Genomic DNA, 26,336 nt, shown 5'->3' on the forward strand with positions numbered 1-26,336 from the left:
TATTATGTGAATCTACCATTTAAAAATATATAATTTCATAAGTTTTTGTAGCCCGGATAATATAGAATTAAGCCATTGTAAATTTGGCAAAAACCTATCAAGTAATCCGGGCATGGATTTTTTATTATTTTTTTAGACAAAAATCTTACGGTCGATTCGATAGAAAATAATCGTATCTCCCTGATTAAGTCTTTATTTTTCAAAAAGAAGTTCTCACCGGTTTACCAAAACCAGACTCTATTCTTGAGCCGACGCAATATTACCGCAAATTCTTTGCTAATCGTTCATTTAAATTATCTGGAGGTAAAGTGAAAGCCTCTTTATTGCGTACTACTAAAAGAATGTGTAGTACCTAATTTTATTTTTCCCGGGTGTTGCGCAGATTTTGTTATCGGGAATAACACTCGCTTTATTGGCGGTAAAGTTTGTGCAACCCGAAGTACAGTTCGAAACAGTATTCGCTTGATCATTGAGCGATCGGCTGCATTTAGCGCGGTACGTAACGAAATCTCAACGGCCTCATTAGCATATGTCCGCATTTGTTGTTCATAATCTGAAATCGCCTTGATTAAGTCTTCATGACCAGATGCTACGCGAGTTAGCGTCTGTGTGAGTAAAAGTGCGTCTCGAAGCGCTATGTTTGCTCCCATTCCTACCATTGGCGTCATGTTGTGAATAGCGTCGCCAAGTAGAGTGACAGCGCTGGAACGCCAGGGTAAGAGATGCTCCATACTGCGTAACGGAATCACAGAGATGTTTTCCATATCACTCTGCTTAATCAGGGTATGCAGGTTCGGGTCCCATGCAGCAATACGGGTACAGATCAGATCACACAGAGATTCCGCGGGAAAATCGGTAATCGTATTCGGATAGCTATTCGTTGCTGCTGCGTAGGCCCACATGACAAAATCACCAATTTCTGTCGATGTGGCCTTTACCTGGGTATTGATTGGAGCACGCCATAGAGAGACAAACAATCCACCAGAGCTTTTAGGCACGATATTGTTGGGCGACCCATCCAGCAAATATGGAGGCAATGAGGCAGCAAGAGCTTGGGTAAGGCGCACACGTCCAACGGTGAGCGTGACGCCAATATCAAGCCTTTTTATCGCGGGGAGGTACTGCTTGCGTACTTTTGAATTGCTTCCATCTGCACCGATAAGAACATCAACATCTTCGTGACTTCCATCGGTGAAAAAAAGCCTGACTTTACCGTTTTGCATGTGTTCATAACGCTCGAACGTTTTGTTCCATTGAACGGTATCTGAGAGCCCATCGTTTAGTACTTCTATAAGTTCAGATCTGCTGATTGACATCCGATCTTCGGTAATGATCTGTCCATCCTCCTGATGGATATCTCTCTGAGCTGCGAGAAGAAGACGTAGATGTTCATCATAGAATCTTGTCTGTCCACCAACAGGCTTTGAAATCTTTTTAAAGGTTAGCCAGTTGGTTTCTGGGAGGCATTCCTGCATTGCTTGCTGGCCGAATGTATCGACGTAAATTCCATAACCGGGAAGTATGGATGATGTAGCAGAGCCTCGTTCATAGACTTTTACTTTTATTCCGTTTTTGCGCAAGCCATGTGCCAGGCATGCTCCACCAATCCCTGAGCCAATTATTCCAACGTTCATTTCTTTTTTCTCCATAAGTAGTACGATGTGATTCTGAAAGAATCATGGTGACTGTAGCTGGCCAGGACCATTTGATCACAGCCATCGGTTGTGTTACTGCTATAGTCTTAATAATAGTATACCGTACCGTTCGGTACCAATAAAAATTTAGGTTTTTTACATGACAAATACACCTAAAGCCCAAACAGATCACAAAAGAACCCGTTCGTACTCTAGAATTTCAGGAGAACGAGTTAACGAGCTGTTAAAGATTGCTGCTCAGGTATTTGCAGAACGGGGTTTTGATGGTGCCAGTATCAATGAGATGGCGAAACGTGCTAATGCTTCGAAGGGAACCTATTATAGTCGATTTCCTTCTAAAGAAGAGCTGTTAGTCGCTGTTGTTAAGCAGAGAATAGAAGAAGTTGAGGGCGGTCTGGACAAGACCATGAACCCCGAGCCAGATATTGGGAAAGCATTAACCATTTTTGCAGAGGAAATTTTCACGGTAATTCTTTCAGAAACAATGATTGCAAATTACCGGGTGGTCACTCTGGAGGCCCAACGTTTTCCGCAATTAGGTAAAATCTATTATGAAAAGGGTGTCAAAAAGATAGTAGATTTTCTTGTCGAATATCTGGTACGAAAGATGAAGGAGGGAAAATTGAACATAGTAGACCCAAAAATCTCCGCAGAGGTGTTTATCGATGGCATCATTGGAACGCCAAGGCTTAAGGCTACTTTGGGCATTGGTTTACCTACTCCAGAGGAGCAATCTCAGCGAATTGCCATTGCTGTTCAGTCATTTCTCGCTACATATGGTACTTCCTCATGTGATAGCACTTCTTCATCATGATAGTCGCGCTGTAGTAAACCAGATGTAGTAAATCAGAAATTATCGTTCAGAAATTATCATAGGAATAGCGTTGAATTAAGGGCCTGCCTGTTATCAGGTAGGTCTTTCTGTTGAATTAAGGAAGCGGTTTGAATGCCTTGGATATATACCCGTCATCTTTCAAGTTGCCTCTTTGTTGGCTGCACTCGCTCACCCCGGTCACATCGTTATCTATGCTCACTCCCTTGCCGTCGCGATCCATCTTGAAATCCATAGGGTATAGACGAAACGCTTTGGCGTCTTTTTGGCTTGGTTGGTGATGGCTTATTATATTTCCTTTGTAAGTAAATAGTTTACAATGTAAATAACTTGTTGTTTTTCTTTGATTAGAGTTTGAATTTGTCATAATTAAAATTAACTCATGAGAATGTTATGAAGGTGGGGATGTTGATATGGTAAAAAGAGCGATAAAGCCACTGTGTATTTCGGTTATTTGTAGCACATCGGTAATAGCTGGATATGCTTTAGCTAATCATCAGAATAGGCTTATTGAAGGTGATATTCAAAATCTGCCAAAAATGCAGATTGAAAAGATATCTGAGACAACAACACCTGAACAAGTACAAATTCAAACTGCTACAATTTCAGAAACAGAACGCCGTAAGATGCTGCGAAGTTGGATACCAGCACAAATTAAGCCCGTTTTCTTTGACCGATTGGTTAGTTTGTACTCCTCTAACCAGATGCAACCTTTGTGGCAAGATAAACTCGCGGTTCAACGCTTTGAACAGCAACTTTCAGAACTGGCCTTGGCTGGGTTTCAGCCGCAATTTGGTCAATGGCTGATTGAACTCAATGATGCCCAATTGAGTCAGATGGGACGTGATCTCATCTTATCGGATGCTATGCTAGGTTATTTACAATTTGTCTCAGATGTCGGCCATCAGGGCCAACGCTGGCTCTATCGCACTATACCATACAAAATACCATACAAAATTGTATTACCTTCACCAGTCGTTATAGATCAGTGGCAGCAAGCTATTATCAATCACAATGTGGCCGCTTATATCGCAGCATTGGCACCACAACATCCTCAATATGAAAATATGCGCAAGGAGATGATGAAACAACTGGCTGATAGTAAACCGTGGCCACAGCTTTCTGACAAAAATGCGCTAAAACCGGGACAGAATAGCGCTGATGTCGCTGTGTTGAAGGAAATACTTATTCGTCTTGGTATGTTGAGCGAACTGACAACTCAATCAGATAATATCTACGATCCTGAACTGGTGACTGCGGTGAGAAATTTCCAGCATTGGCAAGGGCTGGCACCGGATGGTGTAATCGGTAAACGCACAAGAGATTGGCTAAATACTTCTCCTCAAACCAGAGCAGGATTGATGGCGCTTAATATCCAGCGTTTACGTATTATCCCAGGATATGTGTCCACAGGAATTATGGTCAATATTCCCGATTATTCATTGCATTATTATCTTAATGATCAGGAAGTATTGGACTCGAAAGTGATCGTTGGTCGCCCAAGCCGTAAGACACCCATTATGAGTAGTGTGTTGAATAATGTGGTGATTAATCCTCCCTGGAGTGTGCCAACTAGCCTGGCAAGAAAAGATATCGCACCACGGGCGGTTGATGATCCCGGATATTTTCAACGGCGAGGATACGTTATCTTTTCAAATTGGCGTGCTGATGCCAGTGTAATCGACCCTTACACTATTGATTGGAACGTGATTACGCCTGCTAACTTTCCTTATCGAATATGGCAAGCTCCGGGGCCGACTAACTCATTAGGCCGTTATAAATTTAATATGCCAAATTCTGATGCTATCTATTTGCATGATACGCCGAACCATAACCTGTTTAACAAAGACATTAGAGCGATCAGCTCTGGTTGTGTGCGGGTTAACAAGGCTTCAGAATTAGCAAGTATGTTATTGGAAGATGTAGGTTGGCATCAGAGTAAAGTGAATAATACCCTGAAACAGGGTAATACCGTTTATGTTAACATCCCACAGCGTATTCCAGTTTATTTGCATTATTTAACTGCTTGGGTAGATGAGCAGGGGGTACCTCAGTACCGTACCGATATTTATGACTACGACAATAGTGTGAGACAAGGTACCCAGTTTTTGTCAAAGTTGTTACCTTTACAAAACTAAATGCAACTAATTTTTGTTATTAATTGTCATAGTGACCAGTTGGCCTATTGTTTCTATAATTTGGGTATGATGTTTCTTCATGGATATAATCGATCATAATCGCCGCAAGTGGCTTAGTGCGGGAGCCGCTGCTTTAGGCTTGAGTTTGTTGCCGGGGTATACTTTTGCGACTCTGGCCACTCCACGTCCACGAATTTTACGTTTTGACAACTTACATACGGGTGAAACGATTAAAGCTGAATTTTTTGACGGCTATCGTTACAACAAAGAAGAGCTGGCCCGTTTGGATCATCTGTTTCGAGATTACCGTCAAAATAGAGTTAAGACTATTGATCCTAAATTATTTGATCAGATTTATTTGCTGCAAATGATGATAGGGATTAATAAGCCTGTACAACTCATTTCTGGTTATCGTTCACTGGTAACCAACAATCAGTTGCGCAAGCAAAGTAAAGGCGTGGCTAAACAGAGTTACCATATTCACGGGCGGGCGATGGATTTTCATATTGAAGGTATTGAGCTTAGTCGTATCTGCAAGGCTGCTCTGAAAATGAAAGCGGGAGGGGTAGGATACTATCCACAGAGTAATTTCGTTCATATTGATACAGGTCCCGTCAGGACGTGGTAATCTGGTGAGTAACTATTTTGTTTTGACTATGGAGTAAATGAAATAATGAAATACCAAATTATTCCTGTTACTGCTTTTATGCAGAATTGTACCCTTATTTGGAATGAAGAGAGTAAGGAAGCGGCAATTGTTGATCCGGGTGGTGAAGCAGAAAAACTGATCGCCGAGATAGAACGTCGTGGTCTGAAATTGACTCAGATTTTATTGACCCATGGTCATTTTGACCATGTTGGTGCAACAGCGGAAGTCGCTGAACATTTTAATGTGCCGGTCTACGGGCCACAGCAGGAAGATGCTTTCTGGATCGAAGGCTTGCAAGCTCAAAGCCGGATGTTTGGCATTGAAGAATGTCCATCATTTGAACCTGATCGCTGGTTAAATGAAGGTGATGAGCTGCGGGTGGGGGGCGTTGATTTATCTGTATTGCACTGTCCGGGACATACACCAGGGCATGTTGTGTTTGTGAATCATGTAGATAAGCTGATTTATATGGGAGATGTTTTATTTAAAGGAGGGGTTGGGCGTAGTGATTTTCCACGCGGTAATCACCGGCAGTTAATTAACTCAATTAAAGATAAACTTCTGCCACTTGGTGATGATTATGAATTTATTCCGGGGCACGGGCCAATGTCGACGCTAGGTCATGAGCGGCAGACTAATCCATTTTTACAGGATGAAGTATCAGGTTGGTGATGTGGCGTAGCGTTTATATTCAATATACCCATCATCTTTCAAGTTGCCTCTTTGTTGGCTGCACTCACTCACCCCGGTCACATAGTTATCTATGCTCCCGGGGATTCGTTCCCTTGCCGTCGCGATGCATCTTGAAATCCATAGGGTATAAGTGTCAATTTGAGGGCTGGCTGATAGTTGTTTGATGGCAACTATAACTGGTTGGAGACTTCAGTCAGATTTTGATCCAGATCACGAAAATAAACGGACATAATGACTCCGTTTGCTCCGGTACGTTTAATCGGCCCTTCAAGGATTTCAACTTCATTCTGATGTACTCAATAAGATTAATATCACAATTGTGTCGGACATCGAATCTTCTGAATGATAAAAGCCGCTGAATTTCAGCGACTTTTCATCGTGAGGTAAATGTTAATTTAGAGTACTGCAACAATGGCTTCACATAGTGGAGCCATGTTTTCTAACGTCAAGCCAGCGACGTTAATACGACCGGAACTGACAGCGTATATACCAAACTCATCACGCAGACGTTCTACTTGTTCTTTTGTCAGGCCACTGAATGAGAACATACCATTTTGGCTAATAATAAAGCTGAAATCCTGTTTTGCCCCTTTTTCCTGCAAGGTATTGACAAACAGTTGACGCATACGCTGAATACGTTCGCGCATGGTGGTCAGTTCCTGTTCCCAAGCTGCTTTCAGATCTTCATTTGATAAAATGGTAGTGACAACAGATGCACCATGAGCGGGTGGGTTGGAATAGTTAGCACGGATAATCGCTTTAGCTTGGCTAAATGCTTTTTCTGCTGTATCACTGTCACTAGCAACAATAGTACAGGCACCGACACGTTCATTGTATAGGCCAAAGTTTTTGGAGTAAGAGCTGGCAACAATCAGTTCATTATGATTTTTCGCAAAAATACGTAGGCCTTCTGCGTCTTCGTTCAGGCCCTTGGCAAATCCTTGATAAGCGAAATCAAAAATAGGCAACCAGCCTTTCTCCGCAGACATTTCTGCCAGCTTAGCCCATTGTGCCGGGGTTGGATCGATGCCCGTCGGATTGTGGCAGCAACCGTGGAACAGAACAACATCACCTGGCTGAGCTTCAGACAGGCTTGCTAGCATGTCTTCGAAATTCAGCGCGTGTTTTTCAGCGTCATAGTATTTATATTCACAGACTTCCAAACCGGCGGCGGAAAAAACGTTTTTATGGTTTGGCCAGGTTGGGTTGCTAATCCAAATGCGTTTAGCATTAGTCTGTTTGGCAATGAAATCCGCAGCAATACGTAAAGCACCTGTACCGCCTGGGCTTTGTGCTGTGCGGGCGCGTTTATCTGTGACGACTGGGTGATCTTTGCCAAACAGTAATTCTTGAGTTACGCGGCCAAATTCAGCTAAACCGCTAATCGGCAGATAATTCTTTGTTGTTTCGTTTTCCAGCAAATATTGTTCAGCTTTTTTAACACTACTCAGAACAGGAGTTTTTCCTGTTTCATCTTTATAGACACCGATACCAAGGTTGATTTTATTTGTACGAGGATCAGAACGGAAACTATCGGCTAAGCCAAGAATAGGGTCGGCAGGCGCTGCGGTAATTTTCTCAAACATGTTTGTAATTCCAAAGCTCAGAGTTAAGCCCAAAAGGGTAGTCAGGTTAACGCCGCTAAAACGGTTTGCCAACTATTTGTCGTAAAAAGAAGATAATCTTGTGAGGCAGTTTGCGGAGTGAGAAAAAGTTGGAATAGTAGAGAGAAAACATAAGACTAAAAAAGCAGCACCTAAGCGCTGCTTTCTCTTCATGATGCTTAACTTGTTCAGCTAAATCTAATTTACCAACGGTAATTAGAATTGGTAAACCATACCTACGCCAACAACGTTATTAGTGTTGATACCACTCTCTCTGGTGAATTCATTGCTATCCAGCAGGTTGATTTTGTAATCAATATAGGTAGTCAAGTTTTTGTTGAAGTAGTAGAAAGTACCGACCGAGATATATTTTACGAGATCGCGGCTGTTGGATTCTTTCCCGTCATGATCGAGGTCACCAAGCAGATTTTTACCTTTGGACTGAACGTATGCCAGAGATGGACGTAAACCGAAATCGAACTGATATTGAGCAGTCAATTCGATGTTCTGGGTTTTGTTAGCGATATTTTCCATATTATCTTCACCAACTTTTCCACCGAAGCGGGTCATGTTACGGGTTTCACCGTACATGGCAGCCAGGTAGATGTTGTTGGCATCGTATTTGGCACCAATGTTCCATGACTCAGCGCGATCACCCAAGGCAGTAGAACCTTTATTGGTATCAATATCATAGGCAGTTTTTTGCGCAGAAGTACGGGCAGAGTTAGAGTATGCACCACCGACGCTAATACCATAACCTACGTCATAGGTTGCAGCGAAACCGTAACCATCACCGTTGTCTTTACGGTTGATACGGCTATTAGCCGTGTTTTCACTATTTTCACCCTGATATTGCAGGGCAAAATTCAGGCCATCAACCAGACCGAAGAAATCGGTATTGCGGTAAGTCAACAGACCAGTAGAACGGCCGGTCATGAAGTTATCAGTCTGCGCCATTGAGTCGCCACCAAATACTGGCAACACATCGGTCCAAGCGTTGACATCATAAACCACACCGTAGTTACGGCCGTAGTTCAGTGAACCGTAGTCAGAGAGTTTCAAACCAGCGAAAGCTAAACGCGTTTTGGTTTCTTCGTCAGTACCTTCTGCGCGGTTACCTTTGATATTGTATTCCCAACGGCCAAAACCGGTCAGTTGGTCATTAACTTGAGTTTCACCTTTGAAACCCAGACGGGCGAAGGAGTTATCGCCATCTTCGCCACTTTTGTTGTTAGCGAATTTGTGCTGGACTTCAACTTTACCGTATAGGTCCAGTTTGTTGCCGTCTTTATTATAAACTTCAGCTGCATTTGCTGCCCCAGCAGCTAACAGAGCTGGGATTACTACTGCAAGAACATTGCGTTTCATCATTATTATTACCCTCATTGGTGTTATTCGGACACCTGCCACTGCCAAAAATAATTCTTTAAAAATCTACGGAACTATTTGTGAGAGTTTAGTGTCGTCTGTTTCGCTGTCAAGTGTTTCATTGGTTGTTATTTTTATCCACTCACAAAATGCTATAAAAAAGAAAATTTAGTAAAAATGTGAAATAAAGTGTTTCAAAATGTAAATGAGAGATTATTTTTTAATCTCTGGTTGGTCCAGTTGATCAAAAAAGTGAAAAATGACTCGAAGTTAGTGGCGGAAGAAAATTACCTGTTGATCTTAATAAAAAGAGTAAAATGTGGTGTTTATTTCATCAATCATATTTCTTATATGTAACTTACTGATATGCTTGTCGATGTGTTGCATATCATTTTTTAACAGATACCTGATAATGATTCTTCTTGGAAGAAGTAGTGCTCACTTTAAGTGAGCACCATACACATGTTAATTGGATTTTCTATTAATCTACCTAATTCATTTCAGATTGTTAGAATTGATATACCAAACCTATACCCACAGCGTTATTCGTATTGACATCGAGATATTTGGTGAAGGGGGTGTCATGGACTAAGTTGATTTTGTAATCAACATAGGCAGACAAATTTTTGTTAAAGTTATAATAAGAGCCAATAGAGAGATATTTTACCCAGTCTTGATGAGTGAAAAAAGTTGTTCCCCTGGATTGAACATATGCCAGAGATGGGCGCAGACCAGAATCCAACTGATATTGGGCAGTTAATTCGATATTATGAGTTTTTGCAGAGACAATATCTTGGTAGCCGAAAGAGGTCATATTGTGAGTTTCGCCATACATGGCAGCCAGATATAGGTTGTTTGCATCATATTTGGCCCCAACGTTCCACGCCTCAGCCCTTTCACCACGAGCGACAGAGGTAACGAGTCTTTCATGTGTAATAGGGCGGTCAGAATTGGAGTAGGCTCCTCCTACGCTGATACCATTACCGATATCATAAGTAACGGAGAGGCCGAAACCGTCACCGTTACTACCACCGTTGGGCTTACTACGACTACCGTATTTACTGTGTGAATTGCGGCTGTTTTTGCTGTCTTCGTCGTTCTTACCTTGGTATTGCAGGGCGAAGTTCAGACCATCAACCAGGCCAAAGAAATCCGTATTGCGATAAGTCAAGACACCGGTAGCACGATTAGTCATGTAGGTGTCAGCTTGCGACATGGAATCAGCGCCGAATACTGGCAGTACATCAGTCCAGGCATTGACGTCATAGAGAACACCGTAATTACGACCATAGTCTAGAGAACCATATTTAGCCAATTTTAGACCCGCGAAACCTAGACGGGTTTGATTACCTTCGGAATCATTTGCCTCAGCTTTGTTGGCCTGAATATTGTATTCCCAACGACCATAACCGGTCAGTTGGTTATTGATTTGGGTTTCACCTCTGAAACCCAGACGAACATAGCTTGCATCACCATCTTCACTATATATAGGATATGTATCTGATTTTTGGGTAATTTTAGCGAATTGATGACGTACATCAACTTTGCCATAAAAATCCAGTTTATTACCGTTTTTGTTATAAATTTCAGCGGCATTTGCTACACCAGCAGTCAACATCACTGGGATGACCACGGAAAAGATACTACCCTTCATTATTGTTACCTTCATTTAATTACTATTGTTAATGACCATCATTGGCGTTATTCGGACATCTGTTACTGACAGAAATAATTCCTTTAAGAAACTCGTTGAAATTATTTATGAAAATATCGTGCTGTCCGAGTCGGGGCACAGTTTTTCATTAGCTGTGGATTTTATCTATCATTTAATTGATACAAAGTGACGATTTTTGTAATAAAGTGAAAATAATATATTGCAAAATGTAAATGAAATAGGATTTTTGATCGTGTCTTGAATTGGAAGCATAAAAAAAGCCAGCTTTTGCTGGCTTTATACATAATGATTTTTTAATGTTTGTTTTACGCAATCATTAGAAGTTTGCGCTTCTTGGTGTGCGTGGGAATGGGATGACATCACGTACATTTGGTACACCAGTCACGTAAGCAACCAGGCGTTCAAAGCCCAGCCCGAACCCGGCGTGAGGTACGGTGCCATAACGACGCAGATCACGGTACCACCAGTAATCTTCTTTATTAAGCCCCATCTCTTCCATACGCTTATCCAGCATATCCAGACGCTCTTCACGCTGTGAGCCACCGATAATTTCGCCAATGCCTGGTGCAAGTACGTCCATTGCCGCGACAGTTTTACCGTCGTCGTTCATTCGCATATAGAAGGCTTTAATATCTTTTGGATAGTTTTTCACGACAACCGGAGCTTGGAAATGTTTCTCTGCCAGATAACGTTCATGTTCCGAAGAAAGGTCAACTCCCCAGAAGACTGGATTTTCAAATTTCTGGCCGCAGTTTTGCAGAATTTCAATGGCACTGGTGTAATCAATCTGAGCAAAGTCAGAATTGATAAATTTTTCCAGGCGGGTGATAACATCTTTATCTACGCGTTCAGCGAAGAATTGCAGATCATCAGCACGCTCTGCCAATGCGGCTTTGAAAACATATTTCAGCATATTTTCAGCTAATGTGGCGGCATCATTGAGGTTAGCGAAGGCGATTTCTGGTTCAAGCATCCAGAATTCTGCCAGATGGCGGCTGGTATTAGAGTTTTCAGCACGAAAAGTCGGGCCGAATGTGTAAACTTTGCTTAATGCACAAGCGTATGCCTCACCGTTCAATTGTCCGGATACGGTCAGAAAAGCTTCGCGGCCGAAAAAATCTTGGTTGAAATCCACTTCACCTTTGTCAGTTAAAGGCAGATTTTGTAGATCCAGCGTAGAAACGCGGAACATTTCGCCAGCACCTTCTGTATCAGCAGCTGTTATCAATGGGGTGGAAACCCAGAAGTAACCATTTTCATGGAAGAAACGGTGTAGCGCTTGAGCAAGGGTATGGCGCATACGAGCAACGGCACCAATCAGGTTGGTACGTGGACGCAGGTGAGCCACTTCGCGCAGGTATTCAATGCTGTGGCGTTTAGCGGCCATGGGATAGGTATCAGGATCTTCAACCATACCGATCACGACGATTTTCGTCGCTTGCAGTTCAAAATTCTGCCCTTGACCAAGGGAAGCAACGACTGTTCCTGTCACTTCGACAGAACAACCGGTAGTTAAATGCAGAACTTCATCCTGATAATTGGGCAAATTATTATTAACGACGGCCTGTAATGGATTAAAGCAGGAACCGTCATAGACGGCGAGGAAAGAGATGCCAGCTTTAGAATCTCTCCTTGTACGTATCCAGCCGCGAACGGTGACTTCACTATCAACCGCAACCCGGCCTTGCAGTACGTCGACTACAGGCGCTACGCTCATAGATTTCTCTCTTCTTTATCAGTTCAAGTTTATGAAAATGAATATCCCCACAAGGGGCAACTTATTCTATGTTACTTGCCCTGTTTCAGGAAACAAGGGGAAATCATCAATTTAAACGGTGAAATAGAGGGGAAAGCGCACTTTTCAGATGTGCTGCTGCCTTATTTGCCAGCAGCACAGTGGTATTTTTTAATGAAACTTGAGTTAACAAGCTTGTTTAACCTGGGGTATATCAAAAGCGGCGCGTAGCCTGTTAACAAACTCGTTATCTTCGCAAATGGTTTTGCCAGGGCTGTCTGAAAGCTTTGCGACTGGTTTGCCATTACACTCGATAAGTTTGATGACGATATTCAGTGGCTTAACCCCTGGGATATTGCAGGTAAGCTGTGTACCGATACCGAAAATCAGGTTTATTCTGTTGTGGAAATGACGATAGAGCGCTAGCGCTTTTTGGAAGTCCAGGCTGTCAGAGAACACGAGGGTCTTCGTCATTGGGTCGATACCCAGTTTTTGGTAGTGAGCGATCGCTTTTTCACCCCATTGAACGGGATCACCCGAATCATGGCGTAATCCTTGATAATTTTTGGCAAACTGGGCATCAAAGTCCCGCAGAAACGCGTCCATTGTAATGCAGTCAGTCAAGGCAATACCTAATTGGTTAGGATATTCTTTCAGCCAACTCTGTAATGCTTCTCGTTGACTGCTAGCCAGATCCGGGCTGATTTGCTGATGAGCTTGAAACCACTCATGCGCTTGTGTTCCAACAGGAGGGAGTCCAAGCTGTTGTGCAAGTTGGTAATTGCTAGTGCCAATCAGATAAGGGAAATGCTGTTGCAGCTCACTGACGATAGCGTGTTGAACATGGTGTGAGAAACGACGGCGTGTACCGAAATCCATCAGTTTAAAACTGGAGAGATCGATTCCTTTATTTTCAGCATGTTGATAGAACAGTTTGATCAATTTGCGTAGCTGGTTGACTGCATTTTCCACTGCGTTATCGGGTAAGTGATGACGATGAATTAATTCACTGATTAACGCCAGTAATGGGACTTCCCACATAATCACTTCATGCCATAATCCTGAAATATGGATAGCTAATTGACCGCCATTTGTAACAGAAATATTGACTTGCTGTGGATTAAAACGAAAGGTTTTTAACCAGCCCAGATAATCAGCCTTGAAAAAAGGCAGACTGGAAAGGTAATTAAATTCAGCATCGGTTAATGCCAGATCAGCCATCATATTAACTTGATGACGTAATTCTGTGGCATATTCACCTAGCAGTTCGTCGCTGCGGCAGCGAAACTCCGCAACAACAGGAATGTGGCTGTAGCGGTGGTACACTGCTTGTTGCATATGAAGTTTATAAGCATCAGTATCAAGCAGTGATTTAATAATTGGGGTAGCGTCTAGTGTCATAGCGCGTTATGCATCCTCACGGAGCGTATTCGTATTAGCTAAATCGATAAAGTTGGAAGAGTATACCGGGATTATTTTGTTATTGAAGTCACATAACGTCATATAGTTCACCAAAATATCGAAGCTAAAAAGGGTCTTTGGTTAAATGCTATCATGTTATTTGATCATTAAGTGATAACAAGCACCAAAGAGTAAACATATTCCTTACATAACATCATACTCGTTCTTAATGAATGTTAAATGCCAGAAGGTGCGTTGTTCACTCTTGAAATTCAACCTCTTTCTATGGCAGCGTAAGGTCTAGTATTGAATTAATTCCATCAGGTATGAAACAAAAAGGTTTCTTATGACACAACAGCGACAAGCTAAGTACCGCCGGGATTATCGCGCTCCCGACTATACGATTTCTGATATTGAACTCGATTTTAATCTTGATGCCGATAACACGGAAATCACTGCAATCAGCCAGATAAAACGTTTGAGTCACGAAATAACGCCATTAGTGTTGGATGGTGAAGATTTGATATTGAAAAGTCTTCATGTGAATGGTCAACCGTGGGCGCATTACCGTGAACAGGAGGGGGCGTTAGTCATTGAGCAGTTGCCGGCTCAGTTCACTTTGAAAATTGTCAATGAGATCCATCCATCGAAAAATACGGCGCTGGAAGGCTTGTATGTTTCTGGTGATGCACTTTGTACTCAGTGTGAAGCAGAAGGGTTTCGCCACATTACTTACTATCTCGATCGGCCTGATGTATTGGCTCGTTTTACAACACGTATCACAGCCGATAAAGCCAAGTATCCGTATCTGCTTTCAAACGGTAACCGGGTTGAGCGGGGAGAAACCGATGATGGACGTCATTGGGTGAAATGGCAAGATCCATTCCCAAAACCATGTTATCTGTTTGCTCTGGTCGCAGGTGATTTTGATGTGTTGCGCGATATTTTTACGACGCGTAGTGGCCGTGAAGTTGCATTGGAGCTGTTTGTTGATCGTGGCAATCTCGATCGGGCTGATTGGGCAATGACCTCCCTGAAAAATGCTATGAAGTGGGATGAAACCCGTTTTGGCCTTGAGTATGACCTCGATATTTATATGATTGTTGCGGTGGATTTCTTTAATATGGGCGCTATGGAGAATAAAGGGCTGAATGTCTTTAACTCCAAATATGTGCTGGCAAAATCTGAAACTGCGACTGATAAAGATTACCTTAATATAGAAGCTGTGATCGGCCACGAATATTTCCATAACTGGACCGGGAATCGCATTACTTGTCGCGATTGGTTCCAACTGAGTTTAAAAGAGGGATTGACGGTATTCCGTGATCAGGAATTTAGCTCTGATCTTGGCTTTCGTTCTGTTAATCGTATTAATAATGTGCGTGTTATGCGTTCGGCACAGTTTGCGGAAGATGCCAGTCCAATGGCCCATCCAATTCGCCCGGATAAAGTGATTGAGATGAATAATTTCTATACCCTGACTGTGTATGAGAAGGGCGCGGAAGTTATTCGTATGATTCATACCCTGCTAGGTGAAGAGCAATTCCAGGCAGGGATGCAGCTTTATATCCATCGTCATGATGGTAGTGCTGCAACATGTGATGATTTTGTTCAGGCAATGGAAGATGCATCAAATGTGGATTTGTCACTTTTCCGTCGCTGGTATAGCCAGTCTGGTACACCAGTATTAACAGTCCGCGATGAATATAATACAGAAAAGCAGCAATATAAGTTGCATGTCAGCCAGATGACACCCACTACCGCCGATCAAAAAGAGAAGCAGCCTCTGCATATTCCCCTGGATATTGAGCTTTATGACAGCAAGGGTCATGTGATTCCGTTACGTTATGATGGTCAACCGGTTCACAATGTATTGAATGTGACTAATGCAGAACAGACGTTTGTATTTGATGATGTGCCATCACTGCCGGTTCCCTCTTTATTGCGGGAATTCTCAGCACCAGTGAAACTGGATTACACATTCAGTGATCAGCAATTGGCATTCTTGATGAAACATGCTCGCAATGCGTTTTCACGTTGGGATGCGGCTCAGTCGTTGATGGCAAACTATATCAAACTGAATATTATCCGTTACCAGCAGAAGCAGCCGATCGAACTGCCAATGCATGTGGTGGATGCTTTCCGCGCGGTGTTATTGGATAAAGAGATTGATCCGGCTCTGGCTGCTCATATTCTGGCTTTACCATCAGAGAGTGAGATAGCAGAACTGTTTACGATTATTGATCCTAAAGCGATTCATGAAGTTTTGGATACCATCACCCGTACTTTGGCTCAGGAAATGGCTGATGAATTTGCGGTGGTTTATAACGCTATCAAGATCGGTGCATATCGCGTCGCTCATCAGGATATTGCTAAGCGCTCTCTGCGTAATATCTGTCTATATTATTTGGCTTTTGGTCATCAAGAGCAGGCTGATAAAGTGGTATCAAATCAATATCATCAATCTGACAATATGACTGATGCACTGGCGGCATTATCTAGCGCGGTGCTGGCAGAGTTGCCTTGCTGTGATCAACTCATGGCGGAATTTGATGGTAGATGGTATCAGGACGGCCTGGTGATGGATAAATGGTTCAGCTTACAGGCAAGTAGCCCGGCGGTAGATGTTTTGGCTAATGTACGCCATCTTCTGAATCATCGTTCATTTAGTATGAGTAACCCAAACCGGGTGCGTGCTCTGATTGGGACATTTGTTAACAATCCGGTTGCATTCCATGCTGAAGATGGCAGTGGTTATCAATTCTTGATGGAAATTTTGACTGATCTTAACAGCCGTAACCCACAGGTTGCTTCCCGTTTAATTGAACCGCTGATTCGTCTGAAACGTTATGATGAAAAACGTCAAAACATGATGCGTAGTGCGTTGGAGCAGTTAAAAGGATTGGAAAATCTGTCTGGTGATCTGTTTGAAAAAATTACCAAGGCATTAGAAAGCTGATAGCTATTTATTTATCGGGCTTATGGTTATTTAGCCCGATATTTTTTCCAATTTATCTTCTGGATAATAAATTTCTTCTTGCAAGCATTGGGTTGGAAGTAAAATGCAGTGGTCAGTATCTTATGGTAAAACTGATATGTGGTTAATTTTTATGTCTCTATGGTATTATCGTTAATTTAAGGGTGGTCAACCAGTAACTTTAGAGGATAAAAGAATGGCTTTACTTACAATGGATACACATACAGCAGTTAAGGCACTCAAAGCGTCTGGTTTTAACGATGAGCAGTCTGAAAAAATCGTTGAAGTTATTACAGAACTGCAAAACATAAGCGTTGTCACCAAAGCAGATCTAACAGTTGCTACTGAGAGCATTAAAACCGATATTGGTACTATAAAAACAGATTTAGATTGGATTAAGAAACTGACATTAGCAGTTGGTATTGCTGTTGTTATTGCGGCATTGAAATACATTTTTATTGGTTGATGCTTGATACTTATAGTATGAAAATTGCTCAAGATATTAAAGAACATCCATTGGTTTGCTCTCCTTTGAGTTGTTCGAGGGAAGCAAAGTATCTTGAGCAAAGACGTCAACGATTGTCGTCACTAGTGTATTCTTGTTATACCAATGCATTTTCCCGACTCTCACGCGCAACATCTGGGAGAGATTTGCTTCTAATTAGCATATTTCTGTAGATTCAGCCCATGTCATTCGGTTACTCTACTTGCCGAAATATTTTTGGGGATTAAAAATGAGTGTTTTTTAGCTCAAAAATCTTCAAATGGTATCTGAGTGTGTATAGAGACATGTGTAGTTTAATGTTTATAAATTAATTAATGGGTTTAGAATTATGTGCTACCCACTAGTCAGGAAAGCGTTGTTCCAGCTTGATCCGGAACGAGCACACGAATTAACCTTCCGCCAGCTCAAGCGTATTACCGGTACTCCTTTCGAGTTTCTGATCCGCCAGTCAGTTGCGACGAAGCCTGTTACTTGTATGGGCCTGTCATTTAAAAATCCCCTCGGTCTGGCCGCGGGCCTTGATAAAGATGGCGATTGTATTGATGCATTTGGTGCAATGGGATTTGGTTTTATTGAAATTGGCACCGTAACCCCACGCGCTCAGGCAGGAAATGATAAGCCGAGATTATTCCGTATCGTTGAAGCAGAAGGGTTAATTAACCGTATGGGCTTCAATAATCTTGGTGTTGATAACCTGGTAGAGAATGTCAAAAAGGCAAAATATGGTGGAGTTATTGGGATCAATATTGGCAAAAATAAAGATACACCAGTAGAGCATGGAAAAGATGATTATTTAATCTGTATGGATAAAGTTTATCCTCACGCTGGTTATATCACAATTAATATCTCTTCGCCCAACACTCCGGGCTTAAGAACACTGCAATATGGCGAAGCGTTGGATGATCTATTATCTGCGATTAAAAATAAACAGGGTGAACTTCAGCAAAAATACCAAAAATATGTCCCTGTTGCGGTGAAAATCGCACCGGATCTTTCTGAAGAAGAGTTGATTCAAATTGCAGATAGTTTAATTCGTCATAATATCGATGGTGCTATTGCCACTAATACAACGTTAGATAAGAGCTTAGTTGAAGGGCTTAACTATTGCCAACAAGCTGGTGGGTTAAGTGGTCGGCCGGTTCAGTTACGTAGTACAGAAGTTATTCGTCAGCTCTCTCAAGAATTAAGAGGTAAAATTCCTGTTATCGGTGTTGGTGGAATAGATTCACTTATCTCTGCCAGAGAAAAAATAGCGGCGGGGGCTTCTTTAATACAGATTTTCTCTGGATTTATCTATTATGGTCCAAAATTAATCAAAGATATCGTCAATCATATCTAGATCTTTCTGTTAATTTATCATTGGGGGTTTATTTTTACCCCCAACTCGTCTATATTCATTCTGATCGCCTAAATTTTATCTGTATCTTCGCATATCTTTTAATTATGGCAGGACTTATTTTACTGAATAGCGGGCAAGTTATTTACAATCTGTTTGGCGATGTAAACTTTCCTGGTATATACCCTATGGATTTCAAGGTGCATCGTGACGACAAGGGAGCGAATCCCCGGGAGCATAGGTAACTATGTGACCGGGGTGAGTGAGTGCAGCCAACAAAGAGGCAACTTGAAAGATAACGGGTATAAAAGGATAATTCATGAATATTAAACCCGATGACCAATGGCGCTGGTATTTTGATGCTGACCATGACCGTGTGATGCTCGATCTGTCTAATGGTATGGTTTTTCGTTCCTGTTTTCCTGCTAAGATGCTGATACCCTATGCAATGGGAGAAACTTCATTTTCTGTAGAAGATGCGACGCTTTATTATTGTTTTGAAGAGCAGACACGCCGAATTAATATTTCAGATGAGTCCAGGGCTGAATTAGTTCTTAATGCGTTAGTGGCGTTCCGCTTTATTAAGCCACAAATGCCAAGAAGCTGGTATTTTTCTCGTTTTGCCATGATAGAGAAGCCGGTACAAGGAGAGCTGATTCAGGTACGGCTCCAGGATTGCGGGACAGATGCTATATTCTTAGTAGTAGAGGTCGGGGATAGTGCGAGCCTTTGTCTGCTAGCTCAATCGCAATTAAAGTTATCCGATCGGGTAATGAATTTTTGTGATCCAATTAAGATTATGAATGATCGATTGATGCCATTTGTGGAACCTATTTATACGCCAATTTATGGCACTGCGATTTGATTTGGGTTTAAGATCCCATTGTTCTGTGATTTCCAAGAGTAAAGACACTTTTTGAAAATAGAGCGACAAGTCAGAAGATAATCACTGTTTTTAATTAAGAAAATTGTTCTTTATCATTTGAGGAAATTTTATCGCATTCACATCTTCCCATCTGATTATGAGTAAGTCACTCTTTTCTTGTGTTCTAAAATCTCCTGTTGGCTATTATCACAGAAATTTGCCTATTATACCCTATGGATTTCAAGATGCATCGCGACGGCAAGGGAGTGAATCCCCGGGAGCATAGATAACTATGTGACCGGGGTGAGCGAGTGCAGCCAACAAAGAGGCAACTTGAAAGATGACGGGTATATATGTAATAGCTACAGCTCACTCATTTGAAGCAGGCATGAAAAATAGATAAGAAGCGCTTTTATAATTTCCTCCCCTCTGGATAACATTAGTTCCGAGATGGGGAGGAGAGATAATGAAGTTAATTAGCACGATTTTCGAAGATTAATTGTTCTGCGTGATGGGATATTGCCGCTAATGCGTCGTGACTGGAGTAATCGTCTTGGACGATTTGTGCGCGTTGTTTAAACAAGTTTGTACGTAGCATATTTTCCACTGTTTGCTTAAGCTGAGATTCAGTAGGTTGTGCTGTATCCAGATTAATACCGCATCCAGCCCATACGACGCGAAACGCTGTTTCCTGTTTGCCTTCTCCTGTATCGGCAATGAGCACTGGTGTACCGTGGTTAAGGGCATAATTAATGGTTCCGTAACCCCCGTTGGATATTAGCAATGAAGCTTTTGGTAGCCAGTGCTCAAATGAGATAAATTCTTCGATACGTGCGTTGTCGGGGATGTTCTCTGGCTGTATTTCTACTGATCTACCACCGGTAGTTGCTAATACACGCACAGGTAATGTAGCCAGTGCACGCAATGTGGGGAAAACTAACTGGTTTAGATCGGTATTAGACATAGTACCTTGAGTGACTATAACCAATGGGCGTGGATCACCTTCTTCCCATAATTGAGGTGATTCTGTTATCGGTGCGGGGTTGGGGAGTGGGCCAATAAAATGGACTGTATTAGGTAATCCTTCTCGTGGGTATTCAAATGCCAGGGTTGAAAGTTGCAAAAAGCGGTCAGAGCCCAAAATGACTTCATCGTTGAAAAACCTAGTTAACGTAGCGCATCCTGACTGCGCTAACGCATCGTTGAAGCTATCCTGTACTTCGGTTATTAGTTGTCGGGTTTCCTCATCTACGAGTTGTTCATGTGTCAATTCTGATGGTAATAATGCGGGTGGGATACGTGGCCCCCAGAAAATTGAATCTTTCGAAGAGTAAGCCAGAGGCGTTATGCCAATTATGATCACGGGAAGGCGATGAGCTTTTTCTTTTTGCAGTAGTGGCAATATGCCATAAAAGCAATTCTCGGCTATCAGTAATTCTGCTTGCTGCTCATGGATGATTTGTTGTAGTTGGCGGTCGAGGAATGGGATTGGGCTACAGAAGAAATCTTTAAACGCTAGTGCCATTTGCAGATTTCCTGGCGGCAGGTGCGCTCGGTCAGGAAAACGTTGCTTTAAGTGGCGGTAATCAAAGTCTATCTGCTCATCAAAAGGGATAAATTGTGCGTTTAAAGCTTCTACTTGTTGGCGAAATAATGCGCCAGTGAAGACAGTTACTTGGTGTCCTTGTGTTATCAGTGATTGAGTTACCTTTAACATCGGATAGACATGCCCGGGTGTTGCAACCGCGGCAATGACAATTCGTGCCATAATTTGCTCCTTTGTACTGTTTTGATTTAATTACGCTAGTTAGCTCCTGACTCAGGGGGTGATTATTTTATGACTACTATTATAAATTAATTACAGAAATAATAATTAATTATTACAATAATCACTTTGATTTATTTTTTATGATGTAATGAAATATGCCGATTTCCTCTCCCTGTCGGTCTGTGTTAGCACCAAAACGGAGAGGAAAGAAGAAGGTATCTAGGGTTTAATTAATGTGGTTTTGTTCGAGAATTAATTGTTCTACGTGACGGGATATGGCTGCTAATGCATCATGTTTTGCGTAATCTTTTTGGACAATTTGCGCACGTTGTTTAAACAAGTCTGTACTCAGCATATTTTCCACTGTTTGCTTAAGTTGAGATTCAGTGGGATGTGCTGTATCCAGATTAGTACCGCATCCAGCCCATACAACACGAAACGCTGCTTCCTGCTTGCCTTCTCCTGCATCGGCAATAAGTAATGGTGTTCCGTGGCTGAGAGCATAATTGATGGTTCCGTAGCCCCCGTTGGATATCAGCAATGAAGCTTTCGGCAGCCAGTGCTCAAATGAAATAAATTCTTCGACGCGCACGTTTTCAGGTAGATCTTTACTCAGTGTTTCTACCGATCTGCCACCGGTGGTTGCCAATATACGTACCGGTAATGTAGTCAGTGCACGCAATGTGGGGAGAATCAACTGATTTAAATCGGTATTGGAAATAGTACCCTGAGTAACTATAACTAATGGACGTGGATCATCTTCTTCCCATAATTGAGGTGATGTTGTGGTTGGTGCAGGGTTAGGAAGTGGCCCAATAAAATGGACTGTATCAGGCAATCCTTCTCGTGGATATTCAAATGCCAGAGTTGAGAGTTGCAAAAAGCGATCAGCACCAAAGATGACTTCATCGTTGAAAAGTCTGGTTAATGCAGAGCCTCCTGACTGGACTAATGAATTATTGAAACTATCCTGCACTTCGGCTATGAGTTGTTGGTTGGCTTTATCGACGAGCTGTTCATGTGTCAATTCTGGTGGTAATACCGCAGGTGGGATACGTGGCCCCCAGAAAATTGAATCTTTCGAAGAGTAAGCCAGAGGTGTTATACCAATGACTATCACTGGAAGACGATGGGTTTTTTCTTCTTGCAGCAGGGGTAATATGCCATAAAAGCAGTTCTCGGCTATAAGTAGATCTGCTTGTTGTTCACGGATAATTTGCCGTAATTGGCGGTCAAGAACTGGGATTGGGGTGGAGAAGAAATTCTTGAATGCTAGTGCCATTTGTACATTTCCCGGAGGAAGTTGAGCACGGTCGGGAAAATGCTGTTCTAAATGGCGGTAGTCAAAATCTACCTGTTGATCAAAAGGAACAAATTGTGCGCTTAAAGCTTCTACCTGTTGGCGAAATAATGCACCGGTAAACACGGTTACCTGATGTCCTTGTGCTATTAGTGATTGAGCGATCTTTAACATTGGATAGACATGTCCAGGGGTTGCGAGCGCTGCAATGATGATACGTGCCATGACTTACTCCTTTGGTGTTTTGTCTGAGTGACTTAAGTTCCTGATTAGAGTGTAATCATTTTATGACAGTAGTTATAAATTCATTATGGTAATAATTAATTCATTATTGTAATAATAAATTCGTTATAATAATCACCATTGTGATTGATTTATAAAATTTATTGATTTCTTCTCCCTTTTAAGCGGTGTTAGCGCCAAAATGGGAAGGAAGGGGAGAGGAATTGGAGTTCAACGTGCCAACTTATGGCACGTTAGTCTGATTCTAATTTAAAAATCTATTCTTCGCTATTATTAAGAATAAGGTTGCTCTTTGGAACACAACAGCAAACTAAAATATGGCCGTCGTTTTTAATCGCCGTGGCTTTTAAAGGAGAAACCTCACCCTTAATTAAAGAAAGTTTACAGCATCCACATATTCCTGCCCGACATGAATAGGGTACTCTAATTTTTTGTTGTTCCAGTTGTTCTAAAATGATTTGTTGATTATTACCTGTAAAGGTTTTTCCATTATATTCAATAGTGACAGATTGCTCATTTATTTTTGGTAAATCAATATCTTCGACTTTTTCACTACTGCCATATTTACGCGGATCTTTTTTAGCTAATATAGTGACATTATCTCCGATTCTAATAATACCACTTGAACGGGCAATGAGATTCTGACCAAAATCGACATCACCATTTTCTGCTGTACGGAATGATTGCAATGTCGCTAATGGCTCTCCGTTAGGATTTTTAATGCCTTTATCAATGCTGACGGTGGTCAGAATACAGCGACTACACGGTTTGGGTAAATCAAAAATAACATCGCCAATCTGAATTGATTGCCAACTGTCTTCTGCAAATGCTTCTGCACCGGTAATAACAATATTTGGACGAAATTGTTCTAATTTAATACTGGCCGGGCAACGTTGTTGTAATAAATGAAATGAGGCTTCATTAATAAGAAGAAATGGATAACCATCCGCAAATGATAATGGAATTTCGGGGTGTTTTTTTACTCTGCGGGTTAATTCATGGCTTAACCAGCGTAATTGCACCGGAATGTCAAAGAAACTACTTAGCCATCGGTTAACGGTTTCTGGTGCAATGAGAGCCGTAAAATGGTTGCCCCATACTTCCGTAGGTTGCTGTTCAGGTAGGAAATCACTGTAAAGTACGGTGGCATTTTCTCCATTGGGCGCACGCAGATAAATACCGTTATTTAACATAGCCGGAGTAAATAACAACATCTGAGGATATTTACGGGCGGTAATAAAAGTCCCGTCTGTCATTGTGATCATAAAATTGCGATCAAATATAAGGCCGCTTTCACTGACTAATGCATGGGAAAGTTGTAAACCACGCATAGACTTTACCGGGTGGGTATACAGGCGAGACAGAGTGATCATCTGTTAATCTCCATGAAACATTTTTTACATGCGCAACTTTATGACATGTCACTTAGATTAGCTATAATGCGTAACAATTTTCTTTCTTGGTGATATGTAACATGAACTCTCTGTTTGCCAGCACGGCGCGTGGATTAGAAGAATTATTGAAGAACGAACTGGAAATGCTGGGTGCGCAATCATGCAAAATTGTGCAAGGCGGAGTTCATTTTCAAGGTGATGGCAAAGTGATGTATAAAAGTCTGATGTGGAGCAGGCTGGCATCACGTATTTTGCTACCGCTAAACGAATTTAATGTTTATAGCGATTTAGATCTCTATCTTGGCGTTCAGTCTATTGATTGGAGCCAGATTTTTTCTGTAGAAAGTACTTTCTCTGTGCATTTCAGTGGCACAAATGAAGAGATACGGAATACTCAATATGGCGCACTCAAAGTTAAAGACGCCATTGTCGATAGCTTTACTCGTAAGTTGGATCAACGCCCCAATGTGGCAAAGCAACAGCCGGATGTTTGCATTAATGTTTTTTTGAATAAAGAGAAAGCCAGTGTTGCATTGGATTTGAGTGGTGATGGTTTGCATATCCGAGGTTATCGCGATCTTGCTGGTCAAGCCCCACTGAAAGAAAATCTGGCTGCTGCGATTATTCTACGTTCAGGCTGGCAGATTGGTACTCCGATGGTCGATCCTATGTGTGGTTCTGGCACATTATTGATTGAAGCCGCAATGATGGCGGCTGATCGTGCTCCTGGGCTTCATCGTAACCACTGGGGCTTTATTGCTTGGTTGCAACATGATGAAGAAATTTGGCGTGAGGTGACCACAGAAGCGCAGATCCGCTTTCGTAAAGGTCTTCAGGAGACAGCTTCCCGTTTTGTTGGTTCTGATATTGATCGCAGAGTGCTGGATATGGCTCGGTCAAATGCTCGTAGAGCCGGGGTTGCGCAGTTGATAACGTTCCAGCAAGGTGATGCCAGTCGTCTGGAAAATCCGTTGCCAGAAGGCCCTGCTGGAACAGTATTAAGTAATCCACCTTATGGTGAGCGTTTGGAAAGTGAGCCGGCATTGATTGCACTACACAGTTTGTTTGGGCGGATAATGAAAAGCCGTTTCCCTAGCTGGCGTCTGTCTCTATTTAGTGCGTCACCTGAATTGCTGAGCTGCTTGCAATTACGGGCTGAACGTGAGTTTAAAGCTAAAAATGGTCCACTGGATTGCGTACAGAAAAATTATCAGTTGTCAGATAAACCGCACTCATCAGAGGTGAATGTGGCGGAAGATTATGCCAACCGCCTGCGCAAAAATGAAAAGAAATTAACTCACTGGGCAAAACAGCAAGGGATTAATTGTTATCGTCTGTATGATGCTGATTTGCCAGAATACAATGTGGCTGTTGACCGTTATGCGGATAAAGTAGTGATTCAGGAATATGCTCCGCCAAAAAGTGTTGATGCTAATAAAGCGCGTCAGCGTTTATTTGATGCTATCAGTGCAACGATGCAAATTCTTGGACTCTCATCAAATCAATTAGTACTTAAAACTCGTCAGCGTCAGAAAGGCAAAAGCCAGTATGAAAAAATGGCAGAAAAACAGGAATTCTTTCTGGTAAATGAGTATGACGCAAAATTCTGGGTCAATTTAACTGACTATTTGGACACTGGCTTGTTCCTTGATCATCGTATTGCACGAAAAATGCTAGGTGAAATGAGTGAAGGAAAAGATTTTCTGAATCTGTTTGCCTATACCGGAGCAGCGACGGTACATGCTGGATTAGGAGGCGCGCGTTCAACAACGACGGTTGATATGTCTCGCACTTATCTTGAATGGGCTGAACGGAACTTACAGGCTAATGAATTAACCGGGCGTCAGCATCGGTTGATTCAGGCAGATTGTCTCGCTTGGTTGGCACGGGCCAATGAACAGTTTGATTTGATTTTTATTGATCCGCCGACTTTTTCTAATTCTAAACGGATGGAAGATACATTTGATGTACAACGCGACCATATCATGTTGATGAGACAGCTTAAGCGCTTGTTGCGTCGTGGAGGAACGCTGATGTTCTCTAATAATAAACGTGGTTTTAAAATGGATTTTGCTGAGTTGGAAAAAGCTGGCTTGGTGGCAGAAGAAATCACCAGTAAAACCCAGTCGCAGGATTTTGCCCGCAATCGTCAGATTCACAACTGCTGGCTATTACGTCATGCTGGTGAGGAAAAATAA

Annotated in this window: 20 protein-coding genes; 10 read left to right on the forward strand and 10 right to left on the reverse strand. The window is 42.1% G+C overall.

What is annotated here, in order from left to right:
• Nucleotides 1-320: 320 nt before the first annotated feature.
• Entirely contained in the window at nt 321-1,634 is a 1,314-nt protein-coding gene (locus tag ACGF49_RS02520; protein ID WP_113043224.1) for an NAD(P)/FAD-dependent oxidoreductase, read from the reverse strand.
• Between the two features lie 160 nt (nt 1,635-1,794).
• Here ACGF49_RS02520 and ACGF49_RS02525 point away from each other — a divergent pair, with 160 nt between their 5' ends.
• On the forward strand, nt 1,795-2,469 hold the full coding sequence (locus ACGF49_RS02525) for a TetR/AcrR family transcriptional regulator (protein ID WP_113043225.1): 675 nt from the start codon (nt 1,795-1,797) through the stop codon (nt 2,467-2,469).
• 115 nt (nt 2,470-2,584) lie between these two features.
• Here ACGF49_RS02525 and ACGF49_RS02530 read toward each other — a convergent pair whose 3' ends face one another.
• Nucleotides 2,585-2,854, reverse strand: coding sequence for a hypothetical protein (locus ACGF49_RS02530; RefSeq protein ID WP_146748110.1), 270 nt, complete (start codon nt 2,852-2,854; stop codon nt 2,585-2,587).
• 46 nt (nt 2,855-2,900) lie between these two features.
• On the opposite strand from ACGF49_RS02530, the gene ldtD reads away from it, so the two are divergent.
• The 3 genes from ldtD to ACGF49_RS02545 all read left to right on the forward strand — a co-directional run bounded on the left by ldtD (nt 2,901) and on the right by ACGF49_RS02545 (nt 5,946).
• Nucleotides 2,901-4,625 (forward strand): L,D-transpeptidase, encoded by a 1,725-nt coding sequence (ldtD, locus tag ACGF49_RS02535; RefSeq protein ID WP_228899372.1) that lies wholly within the window; start codon nt 2,901-2,903, stop codon nt 4,623-4,625.
• 79 nt (nt 4,626-4,704) lie between these two features.
• The gene (locus tag ACGF49_RS02540; RefSeq protein ID WP_113043227.1) at nt 4,705-5,253 is read left to right on the forward strand and encodes a YcbK family protein; all 549 of its coding nucleotides are present in this window, start codon (nt 4,705-4,707) and stop codon (nt 5,251-5,253) included.
• Between the two features lie 45 nt (nt 5,254-5,298).
• Nucleotides 5,299-5,946: an MBL fold metallo-hydrolase gene (locus ACGF49_RS02545; RefSeq protein ID WP_113043228.1), complete on the forward strand. Its 648-nt coding sequence runs from the start codon at nt 5,299-5,301 to the stop codon at nt 5,944-5,946.
• A gap of 416 nt (nt 5,947-6,362) precedes the next feature.
• Here the strand turns inward: ACGF49_RS02545 and ACGF49_RS02550 are convergent, their stop codons facing one another.
• The 5 genes from ACGF49_RS02550 to pncB form a co-directional block, all read right to left on the reverse strand.
• A complete protein-coding gene (locus ACGF49_RS02550; RefSeq protein WP_271859137.1) occupies nt 6,363-7,553 on the reverse strand; it encodes an amino acid aminotransferase in 1,191 nt (396 codons plus the stop codon).
• Nucleotides 7,554-7,787: 234 nt separating this feature from the next.
• Nucleotides 7,788-8,942, reverse strand: a complete 1,155-nt coding sequence (ompC, locus tag ACGF49_RS02555) for a porin OmpC (protein WP_271859138.1) — start codon at nt 8,940-8,942, stop codon at nt 7,788-7,790.
• 505 nt (nt 8,943-9,447) lie between these two features.
• Complete coding sequence (locus tag ACGF49_RS02560) at nt 9,448-10,593, reverse strand: porin (RefSeq protein WP_387489484.1); 1,146 nt, start codon at nt 10,591-10,593, stop codon at nt 9,448-9,450.
• 337 nt (nt 10,594-10,930) lie between these two features.
• Complete coding sequence (asnS, locus tag ACGF49_RS02565; RefSeq protein WP_113043231.1) at nt 10,931-12,331, reverse strand: asparagine--tRNA ligase; 1,401 nt, start codon at nt 12,329-12,331, stop codon at nt 10,931-10,933.
• Nucleotides 12,332-12,535: 204 nt separating this feature from the next.
• Nucleotides 12,536-13,750 carry a nicotinate phosphoribosyltransferase gene (pncB, locus tag ACGF49_RS02570; protein ID WP_387489487.1) on the reverse strand — a complete coding sequence of 405 codons (1,215 nt, stop codon included), beginning with the start codon at nt 13,748-13,750 and terminating at the stop codon, nt 12,536-12,538.
• A 346-nt stretch (nt 13,751-14,096) separates the two neighbouring features.
• On the opposite strand from pncB, the gene pepN reads away from it, so the two are divergent.
• From pepN to ACGF49_RS02595, 5 genes are all read left to right on the forward strand, one after another.
• Nucleotides 14,097-16,709, forward strand: a complete 2,613-nt coding sequence (gene pepN, locus ACGF49_RS02575) for an aminopeptidase N (protein ID WP_387489489.1) — start codon at nt 14,097-14,099, stop codon at nt 16,707-16,709.
• A gap of 214 nt (nt 16,710-16,923) precedes the next feature.
• The gene (locus tag ACGF49_RS02580; RefSeq protein WP_046396460.1) at nt 16,924-17,193 is read left to right on the forward strand and encodes a DUF1640 domain-containing protein; all 270 of its coding nucleotides are present in this window, start codon (nt 16,924-16,926) and stop codon (nt 17,191-17,193) included.
• A 367-nt stretch (nt 17,194-17,560) separates the two neighbouring features.
• Complete coding sequence (pyrD, locus tag ACGF49_RS02585; protein WP_113043234.1) at nt 17,561-18,571, forward strand: quinone-dependent dihydroorotate dehydrogenase; 1,011 nt, start codon at nt 17,561-17,563, stop codon at nt 18,569-18,571.
• Between the two features lie 204 nt (nt 18,572-18,775).
• On the forward strand, nt 18,776-18,898 hold the full coding sequence (locus tag ACGF49_RS02590) for a hypothetical protein (protein WP_262405170.1): 123 nt from the start codon (nt 18,776-18,778) through the stop codon (nt 18,896-18,898).
• The gene (locus ACGF49_RS02595; protein WP_113043235.1) at nt 18,888-19,433 is read left to right on the forward strand and encodes a cell division protein ZapC; all 546 of its coding nucleotides are present in this window, start codon (nt 18,888-18,890) and stop codon (nt 19,431-19,433) included. The genes ACGF49_RS02590 and ACGF49_RS02595 overlap by 11 nt, the downstream gene beginning before the upstream one ends.
• Nucleotides 19,434-19,905: 472 nt before the next feature.
• On the opposite strand, the gene ACGF49_RS02600 is transcribed toward ACGF49_RS02595, so the two are convergent.
• The 3 genes from ACGF49_RS02600 to ACGF49_RS02610 all read right to left on the reverse strand — a co-directional run bounded on the left by ACGF49_RS02600 (nt 19,906) and on the right by ACGF49_RS02610 (nt 24,117).
• Nucleotides 19,906-21,201 carry a glycosyltransferase gene (locus ACGF49_RS02600; RefSeq protein WP_113043236.1) on the reverse strand — a complete coding sequence of 432 codons (1,296 nt, stop codon included), beginning with the start codon at nt 21,199-21,201 and terminating at the stop codon, nt 19,906-19,908.
• Between the two features lie 226 nt (nt 21,202-21,427).
• Nucleotides 21,428-22,726 carry a glycosyltransferase gene (locus ACGF49_RS02605; protein WP_228899377.1) on the reverse strand — a complete coding sequence of 433 codons (1,299 nt, stop codon included), beginning with the start codon at nt 22,724-22,726 and terminating at the stop codon, nt 21,428-21,430.
• 275 nt (nt 22,727-23,001) lie between these two features.
• Nucleotides 23,002-24,117 carry a YcbX family protein gene (locus ACGF49_RS02610; protein ID WP_113043238.1) on the reverse strand — a complete coding sequence of 372 codons (1,116 nt, stop codon included), beginning with the start codon at nt 24,115-24,117 and terminating at the stop codon, nt 23,002-23,004.
• Nucleotides 24,118-24,218: 101 nt separating this feature from the next.
• Here ACGF49_RS02610 and rlmKL point away from each other — a divergent pair, with 101 nt between their 5' ends.
• The gene (rlmKL, locus tag ACGF49_RS02615) at nt 24,219-26,336 is read left to right on the forward strand and encodes a bifunctional 23S rRNA (guanine(2069)-N(7))-methyltransferase RlmK/23S rRNA (guanine(2445)-N(2))-methyltransferase RlmL (RefSeq protein ID WP_113043239.1); all 2,118 of its coding nucleotides are present in this window, start codon (nt 24,219-24,221) and stop codon (nt 26,334-26,336) included.

It is taken from the genome of Photorhabdus sp. RM96S (assembly GCF_042879335.1).
Classification (GTDB): Bacteria; Pseudomonadota; Gammaproteobacteria; order Enterobacterales; family Enterobacteriaceae; genus Photorhabdus; species Photorhabdus kayaii.

What these genes read in the sequence shown, in the direction of transcription:
- ACGF49_RS02545 (WP_113043228.1), top strand. Translation starts at nt 5,299, where the DNA reads ATGAAATACCAAATTATTCCTGTTACTGCTTTTATGCAGAATTGTACC.
- ACGF49_RS02540 (WP_113043227.1), top strand. Translation starts at nt 4,705, where the DNA reads ATGGATATAATCGATCATAATCGCCGCAAGTGGCTTAGTGCGGGAGCC.
- rlmKL (WP_113043239.1), top strand. Translation starts at nt 24,219, where the DNA reads ATGAACTCTCTGTTTGCCAGCACGGCGCGTGGATTAGAAGAATTATTG.
- pncB (WP_387489487.1), bottom strand. Translation starts at nt 13,750, where the DNA reads ATGACACTAGACGCTACCCCAATTATTAAATCACTGCTTGATACTGAT.
- ompC (WP_271859138.1), bottom strand. Translation starts at nt 8,942, where the DNA reads ATGATGAAACGCAATGTTCTTGCAGTAGTAATCCCAGCTCTGTTAGCT.
- ACGF49_RS02605 (WP_228899377.1), bottom strand. Translation starts at nt 22,726, where the DNA reads ATGGCACGTATCATCATTGCAGCGCTCGCAACCCCTGGACATGTCTAT.
- asnS (WP_113043231.1), bottom strand. Translation starts at nt 12,331, where the DNA reads ATGAGCGTAGCGCCTGTAGTCGACGTACTGCAAGGCCGGGTTGCGGTT.
- pepN (WP_387489489.1), top strand. Translation starts at nt 14,097, where the DNA reads ATGACACAACAGCGACAAGCTAAGTACCGCCGGGATTATCGCGCTCCC.
- pyrD (WP_113043234.1), top strand. Translation starts at nt 17,561, where the DNA reads ATGTGCTACCCACTAGTCAGGAAAGCGTTGTTCCAGCTTGATCCGGAA.
- ACGF49_RS02550 (WP_271859137.1), bottom strand. Translation starts at nt 7,553, where the DNA reads ATGTTTGAGAAAATTACCGCAGCGCCTGCCGACCCTATTCTTGGCTTA.
- ACGF49_RS02525 (WP_113043225.1), top strand. Translation starts at nt 1,795, where the DNA reads ATGACAAATACACCTAAAGCCCAAACAGATCACAAAAGAACCCGTTCG.
- ACGF49_RS02610 (WP_113043238.1), bottom strand. Translation starts at nt 24,117, where the DNA reads ATGATCACTCTGTCTCGCCTGTATACCCACCCGGTAAAGTCTATGCGT.
- ldtD (WP_228899372.1), top strand. Translation starts at nt 2,901, where the DNA reads ATGGTAAAAAGAGCGATAAAGCCACTGTGTATTTCGGTTATTTGTAGC.
- ACGF49_RS02560 (WP_387489484.1), bottom strand. Translation starts at nt 10,593, where the DNA reads ATGAAGGGTAGTATCTTTTCCGTGGTCATCCCAGTGATGTTGACTGCT.
- ACGF49_RS02580 (WP_046396460.1), top strand. Translation starts at nt 16,924, where the DNA reads ATGGCTTTACTTACAATGGATACACATACAGCAGTTAAGGCACTCAAA.
- ACGF49_RS02530 (WP_146748110.1), bottom strand. Translation starts at nt 2,854, where the DNA reads ATGACAAATTCAAACTCTAATCAAAGAAAAACAACAAGTTATTTACAT.
- ACGF49_RS02520 (WP_113043224.1), bottom strand. Translation starts at nt 1,634, where the DNA reads ATGAACGTTGGAATAATTGGCTCAGGGATTGGTGGAGCATGCCTGGCA.
- ACGF49_RS02600 (WP_113043236.1), bottom strand. Translation starts at nt 21,201, where the DNA reads ATGGCACGAATTGTCATTGCCGCGGTTGCAACACCCGGGCATGTCTAT.
- ACGF49_RS02595 (WP_113043235.1), top strand. Translation starts at nt 18,888, where the DNA reads ATGAATATTAAACCCGATGACCAATGGCGCTGGTATTTTGATGCTGAC.